This window comes from Streptomyces sp. TP-A0874 (assembly GCF_001748085.1).
Taxonomy (GTDB): Bacteria; Actinomycetota; Actinomycetes; order Streptomycetales; family Streptomycetaceae; genus Streptomyces.
This window is the reverse complement of the sequence record NZ_BBZK01000010.1, coordinates 113,565-128,493: the sequence shown is the minus strand read 5'-3', so window position 1 is coordinate 128,493 and position 14,929 is coordinate 113,565. Positions and strand designations below refer to the sequence as shown.

Annotated in this window: 14 protein-coding genes and 1 tRNA gene; 6 read left to right on the top strand and 9 right to left on the bottom strand. The window is 74.1% G+C overall.

The window, feature by feature from the left end; translation table 11 throughout:
* Positions 1-89: 89 nt before the first annotated feature.
* Positions 90-884, bottom strand: a complete 795-nt coding sequence (locus BGP73_RS17860; RefSeq protein ID WP_069816104.1) for an exodeoxyribonuclease III — start codon at positions 882-884, stop codon at positions 90-92.
* A gap of 60 nt (positions 885-944) precedes the next feature.
* Here BGP73_RS17860 and BGP73_RS17855 point away from each other — a divergent pair, with 60 nt between their 5' ends.
* Positions 945-1,457: a GNAT family N-acetyltransferase gene (locus BGP73_RS17855; protein ID WP_374701161.1), complete on the top strand. Its 513-nt coding sequence runs from the start codon at positions 945-947 to the stop codon at positions 1,455-1,457.
* A gap of 19 nt (positions 1,458-1,476) precedes the next feature.
* Here BGP73_RS17855 and BGP73_RS17850 read toward each other — a convergent pair whose 3' ends face one another.
* On the bottom strand, positions 1,477-2,952 hold the full coding sequence (locus BGP73_RS17850; protein ID WP_069816102.1) for a dihydrolipoyl dehydrogenase family protein: 1,476 nt from the start codon (positions 2,950-2,952) through the stop codon (positions 1,477-1,479).
* Positions 2,953-3,163: 211 nt separating this feature from the next.
* Between BGP73_RS17850 and trxA the strand changes: the two genes are divergently transcribed.
* Positions 3,164-3,571 carry a thioredoxin gene (gene trxA, locus BGP73_RS17845; RefSeq protein ID WP_069816100.1) on the top strand — a complete coding sequence of 136 codons (408 nt, stop codon included), beginning with the start codon at positions 3,164-3,166 and terminating at the stop codon, positions 3,569-3,571.
* Positions 3,572-3,619: 48 nt separating this feature from the next.
* Here trxA and BGP73_RS17840 read toward each other — a convergent pair whose 3' ends face one another.
* Together BGP73_RS17840 and BGP73_RS17835 are read right to left on the bottom strand one after the other, a co-directional pair.
* A complete protein-coding gene (locus BGP73_RS17840; protein WP_069816098.1) occupies positions 3,620-4,258 on the bottom strand; it encodes a response regulator in 639 nt (212 codons plus the stop codon).
* Positions 4,255-5,598, bottom strand: coding sequence for a sensor histidine kinase (locus BGP73_RS17835; protein WP_069816096.1), 1,344 nt, complete (start codon positions 5,596-5,598; stop codon positions 4,255-4,257). The genes BGP73_RS17840 and BGP73_RS17835 overlap by 4 nt, the downstream gene beginning before the upstream one ends.
* A gap of 270 nt (positions 5,599-5,868) precedes the next feature.
* Here BGP73_RS17835 and BGP73_RS17830 point away from each other — a divergent pair, with 270 nt between their 5' ends.
* Together BGP73_RS17830 and BGP73_RS17825 are read left to right on the top strand one after the other, a co-directional pair.
* Positions 5,869-6,966 carry an ABC transporter permease gene (locus BGP73_RS17830; protein WP_069816094.1) on the top strand — a complete coding sequence of 366 codons (1,098 nt, stop codon included), beginning with the start codon at positions 5,869-5,871 and terminating at the stop codon, positions 6,964-6,966.
* Complete coding sequence (locus BGP73_RS17825; RefSeq protein WP_069816092.1) at positions 6,963-7,670, top strand: ABC transporter ATP-binding protein; 708 nt, start codon at positions 6,963-6,965, stop codon at positions 7,668-7,670. The genes BGP73_RS17830 and BGP73_RS17825 overlap by 4 nt, the downstream gene beginning before the upstream one ends.
* A gap of 72 nt (positions 7,671-7,742) precedes the next feature.
* Here the strand turns inward: BGP73_RS17825 and BGP73_RS17820 are convergent, their stop codons facing one another.
* Together BGP73_RS17820 and BGP73_RS17815 are read right to left on the bottom strand one after the other, a co-directional pair.
* Positions 7,743-8,630: a putative RNA methyltransferase gene (locus tag BGP73_RS17820; RefSeq protein WP_069816090.1), complete on the bottom strand. Its 888-nt coding sequence runs from the start codon at positions 8,628-8,630 to the stop codon at positions 7,743-7,745.
* 423 nt (positions 8,631-9,053) lie between these two features.
* On the bottom strand, positions 9,054-9,572 hold the full coding sequence (locus tag BGP73_RS17815) for a MarR family winged helix-turn-helix transcriptional regulator (RefSeq protein WP_069816088.1): 519 nt from the start codon (positions 9,570-9,572) through the stop codon (positions 9,054-9,056).
* Positions 9,573-9,602: 30 nt separating this feature from the next.
* Between BGP73_RS17815 and BGP73_RS17810 the strand changes: the two genes are divergently transcribed.
* On the top strand, positions 9,603-10,661 hold the full coding sequence (locus BGP73_RS17810) for a bifunctional NAD(P)H-dependent oxidoreductase/GNAT family N-acetyltransferase (protein WP_069816086.1): 1,059 nt from the start codon (positions 9,603-9,605) through the stop codon (positions 10,659-10,661).
* A gap of 225 nt (positions 10,662-10,886) precedes the next feature.
* Here BGP73_RS17810 and BGP73_RS17805 read toward each other — a convergent pair whose 3' ends face one another.
* Complete coding sequence (locus BGP73_RS17805; protein WP_069816084.1) at positions 10,887-12,044, bottom strand: nuclear transport factor 2 family protein; 1,158 nt, start codon at positions 12,042-12,044, stop codon at positions 10,887-10,889.
* 95 nt (positions 12,045-12,139) lie between these two features.
* Between BGP73_RS17805 and BGP73_RS17800 the strand changes: the two genes are divergently transcribed.
* Positions 12,140-13,075, top strand: a complete 936-nt coding sequence (locus BGP73_RS17800) for a LysR family transcriptional regulator (protein WP_069816082.1) — start codon at positions 12,140-12,142, stop codon at positions 13,073-13,075.
* A gap of 334 nt (positions 13,076-13,409) precedes the next feature.
* On the opposite strand, the gene BGP73_RS17795 is transcribed toward BGP73_RS17800, so the two are convergent.
* Positions 13,410-13,483 (bottom strand) — tRNA-Ala (locus BGP73_RS17795).
* Between the two features lie 77 nt (positions 13,484-13,560).
* Positions 13,561-14,853, bottom strand: a complete 1,293-nt coding sequence (locus tag BGP73_RS17790) for a gephyrin-like molybdotransferase receptor GlpR (protein WP_069816080.1) — start codon at positions 14,851-14,853, stop codon at positions 13,561-13,563.
* Positions 14,854-14,929: the final 76 nt, after the last annotated feature.

Here is a 14,929-nt window from a genome sequence, read left to right as displayed (position 1 = left end):
AGGTGACCGCCCCTCGTGGCACCCCGGGCGCGGCCGGTTCGCGGCCCGCTGCGGCGCCTTGTGCCCGGGGCAGGCCGCGAACCGGTACGTCAGAGGTACGCCACGGTCACCGGAGCGTGGTCCGACCACCGCAGGTCGTAGCTGGGTGCCCGCTCGACCTCAGCCTTCACGGCCCGCTCGGCCAGGCCCCGGGTCGCCACGTGGTAGTCGATACGCCATCCGCTGTCGTTGTCGAAGGCCTTACCCCGGTAGGACCACCACGAGTACGGCCCCGCGACCTCGGGGTGCAGTCGCCGCACCACGTCGACGTACTCCCCCTCCTCGAACACCCGGGAGAGCCATTCCCGCTCCTCCGGCAGGAAGCCCGCGTTCTTCCGGTTCGCCTTCCAGTTCTTCAGGTCGACCTCCTGGTGGGCGATGTTCCAGTCGCCGCAGACCAGCACCTCCCGGCCGTCGGCGGCGGCCCGCTCCCGCAGCTCCTTCAGGTAGGGGAGGAACTCCGCCATGAAGCGTTCCTTCTCCGCCTGCCGCTCGGTGCCGACCTCGCCGGACGGCAGATAGAGACTGGCGACCGTGACCCCCGGCAGGTCGACCTCCAGGTAACGGCCGCTGCCGTCGAACTCCGTCGACCCGAAACCCACCTGGGTCCGCTCCGGCTCCCGCCGGGTGTAGACCGAGACCCCGGCGCGACCCTTGGCCGCCGCCGGCGCGTGCCTGGTGTGCCAGCCCTCCGGCTCCCGGACCTCCGCCGGCAGCTGGTGCGGCTCGGCCCGCACCTCCTGGAGGCAGACCACCTCGGCCGGGGTGGCGGCCAACCACTCCACGAAGCCCTTCTTGGCGGCCGCGCGGAGGCCGTTCACGTTCACAGTCGACACTTGGAGCATCCCGGCACCCTACCGGCCGCCGGAGATCCCGCTCCGCCCCGGGGACATCGGGCCCATACGATGACGGTCATGGAGATTCGTACCACGAGCTACGACCACCCCGACGCCCGGAAACTGAACGACCGGGTGCAGCTCGAGTACGCCGAGCGCTACGGCGACCCGGACTTCACCGAGATGGACGCCGCACAGTTCGATCCGCCCCGCGGGCTGTTCCTGATCGCCTACGACGACGGGGTGCCGGTGGCCACCGGTGGCTGGCGCCGCCAGGAGCGCAACGACGAGGGCTACAGCGACGGCGACGCCGAGCTCAAGCGGATGTACGTGGTGCCCGAGGCGCGCGGCCGGGGGCTGGCGCGCCGGCTGCTGGCGCTGCTGGAGGAGAGCGCGCTGCGCGCCGGTCGGCTGCGGATGGTGTTGGAGACGGGTACCAAGCAGCCCGAGGCGATCTCCCTCTACGTCTCCTCCGGTTACGTCCCCGCCCCGAAGTTCGGCTACTACCGCTACGAGGAGGAGAGCCGCTGCTTCGCCAAGCCGCTGGTCGCCCCACCGGTCTCCCGGCCGGCCGGGCCCTGAGTCGGGGGCGGCGGCGGCCTCACTTGCCGTCCCGGTAGCCCTCCAGCAGCCGCAGCCAGACCTCGCTGATCGTGGGGAAGGACGGGACCGCGTGCCAGAGCCGGGCCAGGAGCACCTCGCCGGCCACCGCCACCGTCGCCGAGTGGAGCAGCTCGGCCACGCCCCGGCCGACGAAGGTCGCTCCCGCCACCGTCCCCCGGTCGAGGTCGACCACCAGCCGGGCCCGTCCGCGGTAGCCGTCGGCGTAGAGCGCCGCCCCGGCCACCGAGCCGAGGTCCTGGTCGACGACCCGCACCCGCAGCCCGCGCCGCTCGGCCTCCGCCGCCGTCAGCCCGACGGAGGCCACCTCGGGCTCGCTGAACACCACCTGCGGCACGGCGGCCGAATCCGCGGTCGCCTGGTAGGCGCCCCAGGGTTCCTCCTCGGGCAGCGGCACCCCGTGGGCCCTCGCCCCGATCACCGCTCCGGCGATCCGCGCCTGGTACTTCCCCTGGTGGGTGACGAGTGCACGGTGGTTGACGTCCCCGACGGCGTAGAGCCAGCCGCCCGGAACCGCGGTGACGAGGCAGGACTCGTCCACCTCCAGCCAGCTGCCGGGGGTCAGCCCGATGCTCTCCAGCCCCAGGTCGTCGGTGTGCGGTGCCCTGCCGGTGGCGAAGAGCACCTCGTCGGCCACGAGCTGCTCCCCGTCGTCGAGCAGCACGCTCACCGGGCCGCCGGCGGCCGCCTCCCGCCGGACTCCGGTCACCGAGACACCGGTGCGGATCTCCGCCCCGGCCTCGGTCAGCGCCTCGGAGACGAGTTCCCCGGCGAACGGCTCCATCCGGGGCAGCAGCCCGTCGCCCCGCACCAGCATGGTCACCGCCGAGCCGAGCGACCGCCAGGCCGTGGCCATCTCGGCGCCGACCACCCCGCCGCCCACGATGGCCAGCCGGACCGGGACCTCCTTCGCGGAGGTCGCCTCGCGGCTGGTCCAGGGACGGGCGGCGTCCAGCCCCGGCAGCGGCGGGAGGGCGGCCCGGCTGCCCGTGCAGACGGCCACCGCCTGCCGGGCGACCAGCAGCCGGTGCCTGCCGTCCGGGGCCTCCACGGCGACCCGGCGCGCACCGTCGAGCCGTCCGCGGCCGCGGACCAGTTCGATGCCGGCCGAGTCCAGCCAGCTGACCTGGGAGTCGTCCCGCCAGTGGGAGGCGAAGCCGTCACGGCGCCGCAGGACGGCCGCGTCGTCGAGCGCCGCCGTCACCGCCTCCTTCGCACCCCCCACGGCGCGCGCGTCGGACAGCGCCGCGCCGGAGCGCAGCAGGGCCTTGCTCGGCATACAGGCCCAGTACGAGCATTCGCCGCCCACCAACTCGTCCTCCACGATGACGGTGGACAGCCCGGCGGCCGCGGTCCGCTCGGCGACGTTCTCACCGACCGGACCGGCGCCGAGCACGATGACGTCGTACGGTTCCTCAGAGGGGTTCTGCGCGGCTTGGTCCGAGGTCCGGTTCATCGGCTCTGCCTCTCAGATCGAGCACGGAACGCTGGTGTCGGGGCCGGAGGGGCGGTGGCAGCGCTAGCCACTGTCAGCCATCCTTCCAACGCTTCGCCGCCCCGGCCACATGGATCATCTGAATACGGACAGGCTCTCTCTCGTCGTGCGGGCGCCCGATTTCCCCGCGCGGACACTCCGACCGAACGTCTCCCCCGAAAAGCAGGTAGCCATGACGAACACCGTAGAGCTGACCAAGGACAACTTCGACGACGTCGTCTCCAGCAACGACTTCGTGCTGATCGACTTCTGGGCCGAGTGGTGCGGGCCGTGCCGGCAGTTCGCCCCGGTCTACGAGGAGGCGGCCGGGCGCCACTCGGACCTCGTCTTCGCCAAGGTCGACACGGAGGCGCAGCCGGAGCTGGCCGGGGCCTTCGACATCCGCTCCATCCCGACCCTGATGATCGTGCGGGAGAACGTGGCGGTCTTCGCCCAGCCCGGTGCGCTACCCGCGGCGGCGCTTGAGGACGTCATCGGGCAGGCCCGTGAGCTCGACATGGCCGAGGTGCACAAGTCGGTGGCCGAGCAGCAGGCCGGGCAGGGGCAGGACGGCGGGTCACCCGAACAGCCGCCGGCCTGACTGCCGGATGTCGCTCCGCGCGGGTTCCCGGCTGTCGGTCCGCGCGGGTCAGCGGCGGATCAGCCCGCGGGCGGTGGCGGTCGCCACCGCGGCGGTGCGGGAGTCCACCCCCAGCTTGGTGTAGACGTGCGCAAGGTGGGACTTCACGGTGGCCTGGCTGAGGAAGAGCCGCTGGCTGATCTGCTGGTTGGACAACCCCTCGGCGACCAGCTGCAGTACCTCCGTCTCCCGTCTGCTCAGCGCCGCGGTGGGGGTGCGGACCCGGTCCATCAGTCGGAGCGCCACCGCCGGGGCGAGCGCGGACTTGCCGGCCGCGGCCGTTCGGACGGCCGCGGCCAACTCCTCCGGCGGCGCGTCCTTCAGCAGGTAGCCGGTGGCGCCCGCCTCGATCGCGGCGAGGATGTCCGCGTCCGTGTCGTAGGTGGTGAGGACGAGCACCCGGGGCGACCCGGGTCTGCCGGTGATCGCCGCCGTGGCCTGGGAGCCGTGCATCCCCGCACCGAACTGCAGGTCCATCAGGACGACGTCGACCGCCAGTTCGGCGGCGAGCTCGACGGCCCTTTCCGCGGTCTCCGCCTCCTCGACGACCTCGAAGTCCGGCTCGGTCTGCAGCACGGCCCGCAGCCCGGCCCGGACCACCGGGTGGTCGTCGGCGAGCAGCAGGCGGATCGGCCGCTCCCCGCTCACCGGGAGGCTCCGGTGGGTGCGGCGGGGGCCCCGGAGCCAGCCGCGGTCTCGGCCGGGGCGCAGGGGAGTGTGACGGCCACCGCCGTGCCCTCGCCGGGGGCGGACTCGACGGCGAGCACGCCGTGCAGGGCGCGGGCCCTGGCCCGCATCGTGGCGAGACCGAAGCCGCCTTCACCGGGGCCGTCCCCGGGCGGGGCGAGGGCCTGCGGTGCGAAACCGCGCCCGTCGTCGACCACGTCCAGCGCCACCTCGGTGCCCATGTAGCTGAGGGTCAGCTCGGCGCGGGTGGCCTCGGCGTGCTGCACGGTGTTGGCCAGCGCGGACTGGGCGATCCGGAGCAGGGCGGTCTCGTGCGGCGCCGGAAGTTGTGTCGGGGTCCCGGAGACGTGGCAGAGCACCGTCAGCCCCGAGGAGTCGGCGACCTGGGCGCACAGCCGTTCCAGCGCCGGGAGCAGCCCGCCGGCCTCCAGGTCGGGCGGCGTCCAGTCGCGTACGAAGCGGCGGGCCTCGGCGAGCCCGTCGAGCGCCGCCCGGCGGGCACGCTGGATGTGCTGGAGCGCCACGCCCGGCCGGGCCGGGGGCTCCGGCCGCGGCTCCCCGGCCGTCGCTTCGACGCCGGGCCGGGTCCCGGTTGCCGCCGTGTCTCCCGGGGCGGCCGGGGGACCCGCCGGTCGGCCGAGTTCCCGCTCGGCGGCCAGGAGGAGCAGTTGGATGCTGGAGAGCCCCTGGGCGAGCGTGTCGTGGATCTCCCGGGCGAGCCGCTCCCGCTCGGCCAGCACCCCGGCGGCCCGATCGGCGGCCGCCAGGTCCGTGCGGGCGGCCGTCAGCTCCGCGATGAGGCGGCGGCGGCGCTCACTCTCCCGGTACAGCGCCTGGTAGCCCAGTACCACGGCGACGGCCACGGCCGCGCCCAGCGCGGGACCGAGGGCGGTGCCCGCGCTCAGCCCGCCCCGGTGCCAGGCGAAACCGGCCACCGCCGCGACGGTGGTCGACACGACGGCCGCGACGCCCCAGCGGCGCGGCAGGAGGTGGAGCTGGACGAAGAAGAGCGGGAAGGCGAGCCAGATCCCGTCCGGAGTGAGGCAGAGCAGCGCCAGCCAGCCGAGCAGCACCCCGGCCAACCAGAGCCCCGCCGCCGCGGGCCGCCGCCGCACCGCGGGCAGCGCGGGACCGAGGGCGTAGCCGGCGGCCACCGCGAGCGCCGTGGCGACCACGGCCCGGGCCCCCGGGGCGCCGGTGACGACGGCCCGGGCGGCGGTGAGCGCCAGCAGCGCCGCCACCAGCAGGTGGAGGCAGCCGGCGAGCAGCCGCGGGACGGGGATGGGGGAACGCTTCACGATGCTTCCAGGCTAACGGCGGCGGGGGCTTCCGGGGCCGCGGACCGGACCTCCCCCCGCGCGGAGGTGCCCGGTGGCCGGGTTCCGGGTGCCGCATCGGCCGAAAGGTGGAGATCCGGGTGGACTCTTCGGCCGTTTCGAAGCGATCCGCGGCCCGATGCGGCGGCGGACCGGTTTCGGCGAGGTTGGAGGTCGAGCGCCGGGAGCAGCCCGGCGGTGGTGGGGCAGCCGGTCGGGGCCGCCCCACCGAACGGACGGGAAGGAGCACGGCCCGTGTTCGTCGCCTGGCGGGACCTGCGGTTCGCGAAGGGACGCTTCGCCCTGATGGGCACGGTGATCACGTTGATCACCGTGCTCGTGGGGCTGCTGTCCGGTCTGACGGCCGGCCTGGGCCGGGAGAACACCTCGGCGATCACCGGGCTGCCCGCCGACCGTCTCGCCTTCGCCGCCGCCGACGGAGAGAAGGTGTCCTTCGCCGAGTCCCGGGTGGGCGAGGCGGCCTGGCAGCGGTGGGGCGATGTGCCCGGAGTGAAGGCCGCGGAGCCGCTGGGCATCCTGGGCGCCCGGGCGGAGACGGCGGACGGACGGGGCTCGGCGGTCTCGGCCTTCGGCGTACGGCCCGGGTCCGGCCTCTCCCCGGCGCCGGTCGCCGCCGGGGAGACGGTGCTCTCGGGGGCGGCCGCCGACGAACTGGGGGTGGGCCCCGGCGACTCGCTCACCGTCGCCGGAGAGCCGTTGCGGGTGGCGGCGGTGGCCGGCCAGGCCTCGTACAGCCACACCCCGGTGGTCTGGACCGACCTCGGCGACTGGCAGCGGCTGTCCGGTGGCGGGCGGCCGGCGGACGCGGAGCGGCCCCCGCAGGCCACGGTGATCGCCCTGGACACCGAGCCCGGCACGCCGAGCAGCGAACTCGCGGCCGCGGACGCCCGGCTGGGCACCCACACCGTCACCCGCGAGGACGCCCTGCAGGCCATCGGCTCCTTCGCCGCCGAGAACAGCTCCCTCCAACTGATGCGCGGCTTCCTCTTCGCCATCTCCGCGCTGGTCATCGGCGCCTTCTTCACCGTCTGGACCATCCAGCGGAGCGCGGACATCGCGGTGTTGAAGGCGCTGGGATCGTCCACCGGCTACCTGCTCCGCGACGCACTGGGGCAGGCGCTCGTCCTGCTCCTCCTCGGCACGGGGACCGGTACGGCGATCGCGGTCGGCGCGGGGGCGCTGGTCGGCGGCCGGGTGCCGTTCCTGCTGGAGCCGGCGACCATCCTGCTGCCGGCACTGACCATGATCGCGCTGGGCGCCGTCGGTGCCGGGCTGGCCGTGCGCCGTGTCACCTCCGTCGACCCGCTGACCGCTCTGGGGAGCACTCGATGAGCCTGGAACTGACCGACATCACCCTCACCTACCCGGACGGCGACTCCCGGCTGACCGCGCTGGACGAGGTCAGCCTGACCGTCCCGGCCGGCACCACCACCGCCGTCGTCGGACCGTCCGGATCCGGTAAGTCCAGTCTGCTGGCGGTGGCGGCGACGCTGGTCCGCCCGGACCGGGGCCGGGTCGTCCTCGACGGCAGGGACACCGCCGGTCTGTCGCGGGCCGAGCTGGCCGCGCTCCGCCGGCAGCGGATCGGCATCGTCTTCCAGCAGGCCAACCTGCTGCCCTCGCTGACCGCCGAAGAGCAGCTGCGGGCCATGGCCCATCTCGACGGCCGGCCCGCCCGCGCGGCGCGGGAGCGAGCCGCGGAACTCCTGGGGGCGGTCGGCCTCGCCCACCGCGCGCACCGCCGCCCGCACCAGCTCTCGGGCGGCGAGCGGCAGCGGGTCAACATCGCGCGGGCGTTGATGAACGACCCGGCGGTACTGCTGGTGGACGAGCCGACCAGCGCCCTGGACCAGGAACGCGGAGCCGCCGTCATGGCGCTGCTGACCTCGCTGACCCGGCAGCGCGGCACCGCCACCGTGCTGGTGACGCACGATGCCTCCCACCTCGCGGCGGCCGACCAGGTGGCGGAGGTGCGGGACGGCCGGCTCACCCTGCCGCAGCCGGTCCCGGCGGGCGGGCCACCGCCGGGCCGGTGAGCGCGGGGCCCGGGCTCACCGGGCTGGGCTCACCGGGCTGGGCTCACCTGCTTCGAGGACGGTTGTCCGGGCTCACTGCTCCGATCGCACCAGCGGTCGGTAGACCGACAGCCGGAAGGAGAGGGTGACCCGCACGGGCAGGTCCAACCCGGCCACCCGCCGGTGCAACTCCTCAGCGGCGAGATGGCGCGCGGTGGGCCCCATGGCCACCAGGTTCTCCACCTCGGCCGGCTCGTCCAGCCCCACGACGGCCTCCTCGACCTCCGTCCCCGTCCGCCGGAAGTGCTGGGAGAGGGTGCGGTGGAGCCTGGCCTCCTTCGTCGCGTCGACCGACAGCAACCCCACCGGCTGCCGCAGTTCGTCCAGGTGCCGGGCGGTCGGTGTGACGACCAGCAGGGCACCGGACGGCCGCAGCACCCGGTGGAACTCCTCGCCGTTGCGGGGCGCGAAGACGTTCAGCAGCACATCGACCGACCCGCTGCGGACCGGCAGCGGCTGCCACAGGTCCCAACTGGCCGCGCCCAGTCGTGGATGCGCCCGCGCGGCCAGCCGGAGCGCGAACTTCGAGGAGTCCAGGCCGAGCCCGACGGCGCGGGGGAGCGCGTCCAGGACCGCGGCGAGGTGGTGGCCGGTGCCCACCCCGGCCTCCAGCACGGTGCCGCCCGCGGGGCAGAACGCGGCGGTGCGTTCGGCCAGCAGCCGGGCCAGCGGCGCGAAGTGGCCCGAGTCCAGGAACTCCGCCCGTGCCCGCACCATCGCGGCGGTGTCGGCTCCGGCCGCCCGGGAGCCTCCGCTGAGCAGGCTGACATAGCCCTGCCGGGCGATGTCGAAGGTGTGGCCGGCCGGGCAGCGCAGCGACCCGCCGGAGGTCGCCAGCCGCCCACCGCACAGCGGGCACACCAGTACGTCCAGAAGCGTGCTCCAGGGGTCGGGTCCGGCGGTGCGCTCTGGGGCGGGCATGGCTTGCGTTCTTCCTCGGTTCGGCGGCTTCGGTCCAGGTCGGCCGACGAGCGGTTCTCCGAGCGGGCCCCGATCGCTTTCGATGCGCGGGCGCGTCGCGCGGTACGCGTCCGTGCGGAGCCGGCACGAGATCGCTCGCCGAGCCTTGAACGATAGCCGCCTCGGGTGCGCCAGGCGGGTCTGGTCGGACTCCACCGGGCGCAGAGGGCAGCCGAGCCCGCGGGGACGGGGTGCGGCCGGGTCCACAGGGGCGGGACGAGGGTTCACAAGCCGCGACCGCACGCTCAAGCCCGCCGGACCGCCGGAAAGCGCGCCAGCGCGTGGACACAGCCTCGGCCGGCCATCCCGGACCTCGGTGGCACCTCGGCCAAGACGGGCGCCCGCCGAGACCCCGGGGCCACCACCGCCGCCCGTGCGGCAGAATCAGCGGCCTCCTGCCGCACCGCCCGACCGAGGCGCCGGCGCATCGCGGGATTCCTCCGGCCCGCCCGCGAGCCTGTCGGCGATGCGACCGAGAACCGCGAGTTCCTGAGGGTCGAGCCGGTCGACGAAGTGGCGTCGTACCGAAGCGACATGGGCGGGGGCGGCCTGCCGGAGCGTGTCCAGCCCCTTCTCGGTGAGCACCAGGAAACAGCCCCTGCCATCAGCCGGATCCGGTGCACGGCGAATGAGTCCGCGCGCCTCCATACGGGTGGCGTGGCGGGACAGCCGGCTGCGGGACCACCCCATCTTGGCCGCCTGCTCACGCAGGCCGCTGGTGCCGTCGGAGCGCTCCGAGAGGGTGCTGAGCACCTCGTAGTCGGGCTCGGACAAGCCGACCTCGGCCAGGTCCTGCGCGGTGCGGGCCTGAACGGCGATCACCATGCGGCGGTACGCCCGCCAGGCGCGCTCCTCCCCAGGCGCGAGCCAGCGGGTAGCACCATCCGAGGATTTCGTTGACATGTAATCAACCTACCAGCTAGCTTCGTTTCCATGTCAACGAAACGATCGCGCGTTCTCGTACTGGTCTGCAGCACCCGCCCCGGCGCACTCGGCCCGGCCGTCGGCGAGTGGCTGGCCGAGACGCTCGCACCGAGCGCCCGCACGCTCGACGTGGACCTCGTGCCACTGGCCCTCGGCGACCTCCGACTGCCCTTCCTGGACGAGGAGGAGCACCCCTCGTCAGGCGTCTACCGCAATGAGCACACCCGGCGGTGGAGCGCGATCGTCGGCGAGGCCGACGGCTTCATCATCGTGACCCCGGAATACAACTACGGGATGCCGGCGACGCTGAAGAACGCACTGGACTACCTGGGCCCCGAGTGGGCCTGGAAGCCGGTCGGCTTCGTCAGCTACGGCAACACCTCGGCCGGCACCAGAGCCGTCCAGCACGCCAAGCAGGTGGTGACCACCCTCCGCCTCGTCCCCCTCGGCGCGACCGTCGCGATCCGGATCGGGGAGGTGCTGGAGGAGGGCCGCTTCCAGCCCGCCGCCCCCCTCGCCGAGGCAGCCGAGGGAGTGCTCGCGGAACTCGTGCGGGTCGCCCACGCGCTGGCTCCGCTCCGGGAGCGCGCCTCCGCGGTCCCGGGGCCTGTCCCGGGCTCGTACGCACGGCGACTACACCCGGACGACGCGCCCGAGGTGACGGTGGTGCAGCGCTGCTGCTGGGCCGACGAGGCGATCGCCAACGGCACCCTGGCGATACCGCCCCTGCACGAGTCGCCGGAGGAGGTGCGCGACTGGCTGGCCGAATGGCAGGCGACGGGCCTGTGGCGGGACGGGCGGCTCCTCGGGATGGTGCGGACCCGTCGCCACGGCGCCGACCTGGAGGTGGGGCGGCTCGCCGTCGTCCCCGACCTGCGCGGGCTCGGACTGGGCCGATGGCTGCTGCGCACGGCCGAGTCAGCCGGCGAGGGGTGCCGACGGATCCTCCTGTCCACCGGCGCCGCCAGCAGCCAGAACCTCGCCCTTTACAAGAGCGCCGGGTACACACCGCTGCCCGCGCCCACGGACGACGGCGTGGTCCACCTCGCCAAAACCCCTTCCCGCTGAGAGCGCCTGGTGCCCGCAGTCGGGCGACTACGGGCACCGGGCGGGAAGTCTCCGCTGAACGAGGGCCGCGGTCCCTGACGGCTTCCCCAGGCGGCATCCGGAAACACCGCCGTCCGGTCCCGAAGGCCCGCGAGCGGCGAAGGTCCCGACCGACCGGGAAGATCGGTCGGGATCTCCTCAACCCTCCCCGGACCAACCGTGAACGGCCGGTTCGTTTCCGCCCCCTCAGGGGTGCCGGTGGTACGCCTTGTTGGCGATGCGCCAGCCGTAGTCGGCGCGGACCAGCAGGAAGACGTCGGTGAACGTGTCCGCGCCGTGCGAGAGCGTCATGGTCGCGGTCGCCACGGTGCCGTGGACCTCGACGGTGTCGACGCGGCGTGAGCGGGCCGGTTCGTCCCGGGCCGGCTGCCCGGGGAAGAGAGCGCAGTACTCGTCCAGGGGCCACGAAACGAACGCGCCGTCGCGGAGCCCTTCGATATGGGCGGTCGGCAGGAACGCGTCACGGAAGTGGGCGGGGTCGCCGGTGGCGTGGCCGCGGATGTAGGCGCTGAGCGGTTCGAGCACGGCTTCCGCCACGGCGGGGGCCGTGGCGGCGGCCGCGATGTCCGCCTCGGGACCGGCAGGGGTGCCGGCCAGGCCGGCTGCGCCGCCCAGCGGGGAGTTGGACGCGGTGGCCAGCAGAGCCATGTCCTTGGCCAGCGCGCCGACCGTGAACTCAGGGGTGGCAGCCTGCGGTTCGTCGGCGAGGAAGAGGCGCTTGCGGGCCACGAGCCCGCCCAGTTGGCCAAGCTCGAGGACGTCCAGCACCTGCGTGCGGGGCAGGCCCAGGGCGTCGGCCTGCCGTAGTGAGTCACGCAGCGCGAGGACCGAGCCGGCGAGGCTGTGGTTGGCGATCAGCTTGAGCGCGGCGGCGGTGGCGGCGTCATCCACCAACCGGACGGCGCCCAGCGTTTCCATCACCGGGCGGGCTCGATCGAACGCCGCCTGCTCGGCAGCGGCAAGGATCTGCAGGGCGCCGGCGGAGACCACCGGCACCGAGCCGAGCACGGGCGCGTGGACGTAGGACGAGCCGAGTCGTCGGGCCGTCTCCGCCGCTTCGGCGGGGGAGACGGTGCTGGTGTTCAGTACGACCGCGTTCGTTCGCAGCGAATCACGGACATCCTCGAGGACCTGGCTGCAGGCCGGGCCGTCGAACAGGGCCAGGAGTACGAGGTCGGCCTGGGCCACGGCCTCTTTCGGGTCGCCGGCCGCCCTGACGGCTGCTGGTATACGCCCGGATCGCGTCCAGCCGACGACGTCCCAGTCCTGGGCAGCCAGTCGTGTCGCGATCGCGCGGCCCATCCGCCCCAGGCCGAGGACGGCGATCGTGTGCGGTGTGGTCATACGCGCCACGGTGGTGCACCGCGACGGATGCGACAAGCGCAGATTTCGCAGGCGAGGTCTGCCCAACTCGCATACCGGCTGGGCATACTGCCGCCATGGACCTGACTGTGTGGCGGACCTTCGTGACCGTGTGCCGGCTCGGGTCGCTCTCGGCGGCGGCGACCGAACTCCACCACACGCAGTCGGCTGTCTCCCGGCAGATCACCGGGTTGGAGCGGCAACTCGGCGTGCCGTTGGTGGAGCGCCATGCGCGTGGGGTTCACCCGACACCGGCCGGCGAGGTGTTCCGGCGCCACGCCCTGGCCACGCTCAACGAGGCCGACCGGGCCGTCCGCGCCGCACGGGACGTTCGCGAGGGGGCGTCCCATCGACCGCTCGCCATCGGCGCTACGCCCTCTCTCGCCGCGGGGATCGTGCCACGGGCGGTCCAGGACCTGCTGAAGCAGTCGGGAACCATCCGGTGGAGCCTGCTCCCCGGTCTGAGCGCACAACTGCACAGCCGGGCGATCGCCGGCGATCTCGATGCCGCCGTCGTCACCGACGCCCCGCCGGGGCTACCCATGGACCCCCGCGTCGAACGCCGGTTCCTCGGCCTGGACGAGATGGTCGTCGTACTGCCGGTCGGCCACCCGCTGGCCGGACGCGGTCCGGTGCCCGTTCAGGAGCTGGCCGACCAGACCTGGGTCGAGGACAACGACGGCTCGGCAGCGCTCCTCCGCCAGCACGCCGCCCGGGCCGGGGTGAGCGCCCGCATCGACCTCGCCGCGGCCGATCTGCTCGGCAAGCTGGCCCTGGTCGCGACCGGTCACGCCGTCGCGCTGGTGCCCGGGGTGCTGGCCTGCGCGCTGCGGCCCGACGTCACCGCCGTCGGCCTCGTGGATCCCCCGACCCGCGGCATCTACGCGATCACCCCACGCCGGGAGCCCCATCCCCGGGCAGCGCCCCTGCTCGACCGGATCGCCACCGCCTTCACCTCTGCCGGTCCGGCCCAAGCCGCTCACACGACTGCTCCCGCACCGCGGAGACGGTGAGGGCTTGGTCCTCACCACCGCAGCGCGGGCCGAGCAGGACCGGACCGTACCCGCGGGGCACCGTCCGACCGCAGGCCGCGGCGACCGCGTCGCACCACCGGCAGCAGACGGCCACTGGGAAGTGCGCTTCGCGGATGCCGCCCCGGCCAAGGGTCGGGAGAGCCTCACTCAAGAGGTCGGGGAGGACACCTACCCCGCATGCGCACGAGTCCCAGGCCGCCCTCCACCGCCCCGGACGGTCTCGAAGGACACTGACAACGACGAAGATCCCGACCGATCTGATGATCGACGGGATCTCGTGAACTCTCTGAGTCAACTCAAGGAGAGTCGTGCGTGGACCTGTGGGGATTTGAACCCCAGACCCCCTCGATGCGAACGAGGTGCGCTACCAGACTGCGCCACAGGCCCTTGCAGCGAGTGAAACTCTAGCACCTCCGCCGGGTTGCTTGGAAATCCGTTCTCCCGCTGGTCAGCCCGAGAAGGACTCACTCGTTCGCCGCCCGCGGGCGGTCCTCCTCGGCGTACTGGTCGAACAGCGGCGTGCGGCCGCGCTCACGGATGCGGCGGGCCGCGGGGCGCCGAACGGCCCGGGGCGCCGGCGTTTCGGGCGCGGCCGGCTGGACGGGCTCCGGGCGGGCCTCGGCGGCCGCGGCCTCCGGCGCGGTGGCTCGCCCCGAACTCCAGGCGTCGGGTGCTTCGAGGTCGAGCGGTCCGGCGGCGCGGGGGGCGACGGGGGCCGTCACGTAGGTCGGCAGCGGCACCGGCACCGGTTCCCAGCTCTCCCCCTCACCGCCCCTGTAGCGCTGCTGGTCCACCCACTCGGCGTGGTCGGTCTCCTCGACCAGGGCCCGACGGCCGGCGGTCTCCGGGGAGGTCGGCTCGGGCGCCGGCTGCTGCGGCTCGGGGGCCGGCGGCTCGACCTTGCGGTCGGACGACTTCTCGGCCGAGCGGCTCTCCGCGGCGGCGGGCCGCTGCTGGCGCGCGCCGCGCTGGACGCGTTCCCGGGGCCGCCGGGCCCGTAGCTGCCGGGCGGCCTCCTCGGCCCGCCGCCGGTCCATGTTGACCGCGAACCGGCGGCGTTCCTGCGCCCGCAGATAGATGATGTAGGTGCTCAGCAGAGCCGCCGGGACGGCTGGCGCCCAGAGGAAGGCCAGGCCGCGGACGGCCGCCAGGACGGCGCCCCCCGTGAACGCGAGGAAGAGCACCATCGTGGTCCGCCTGCGGCGCGCCAGGACTCTGGAGCGCCTGGCTCGTTCCAGCGCGGCGGCGGACGTGGACCGGCCGGGGGCCGCCCCCTGCCGTTCCCGGGCCTGTTCGGGCCGCGCCGGCTCGCCCGATCCCGTGCCGGCCATCCGCTTGGTGCGCGGCAGGGCCGCGACCCGCTCTCCGTCGTCCTGCCGGTTCCGGGACCGCCGCCCGGCCCGTTCCGCGTCGCCGCCGGCCTGCGCGGCCGGGTTCTCGGGCTCCGCTTCCGCGGGCGCCGGCATTGCGGCCGAGACGGCGTAGGACCGCAGGTCCACCTGGTCCCCCGCCCCGGAGGGGCCGGCCGCCTCGTCCGAGCCCTGGGGCTCGTCGGCGGTTCCACTGTCCCGCTGCTGGAGGTCCTTGGCGTATCGGCGCTCCATCCCGGCCCGCCCGGAGAGCAGCCGGATGGCGGTGGAGAACCGTTCCGTCGGACGGGCCTCGTTCAGCTCGTCCTGCCTACGGAGCCACATCGGCACCAGATAGGCAGCCCAGGCCCCGACGATGGCTGCGTAGATGAGGCCGCTGCTGCTCACGCCTCACACGGTAGAGGGGTTTACTCGCGGCCATACGCCAATTGGACCGGTGTGTCGCACGATCTGACGGACACCT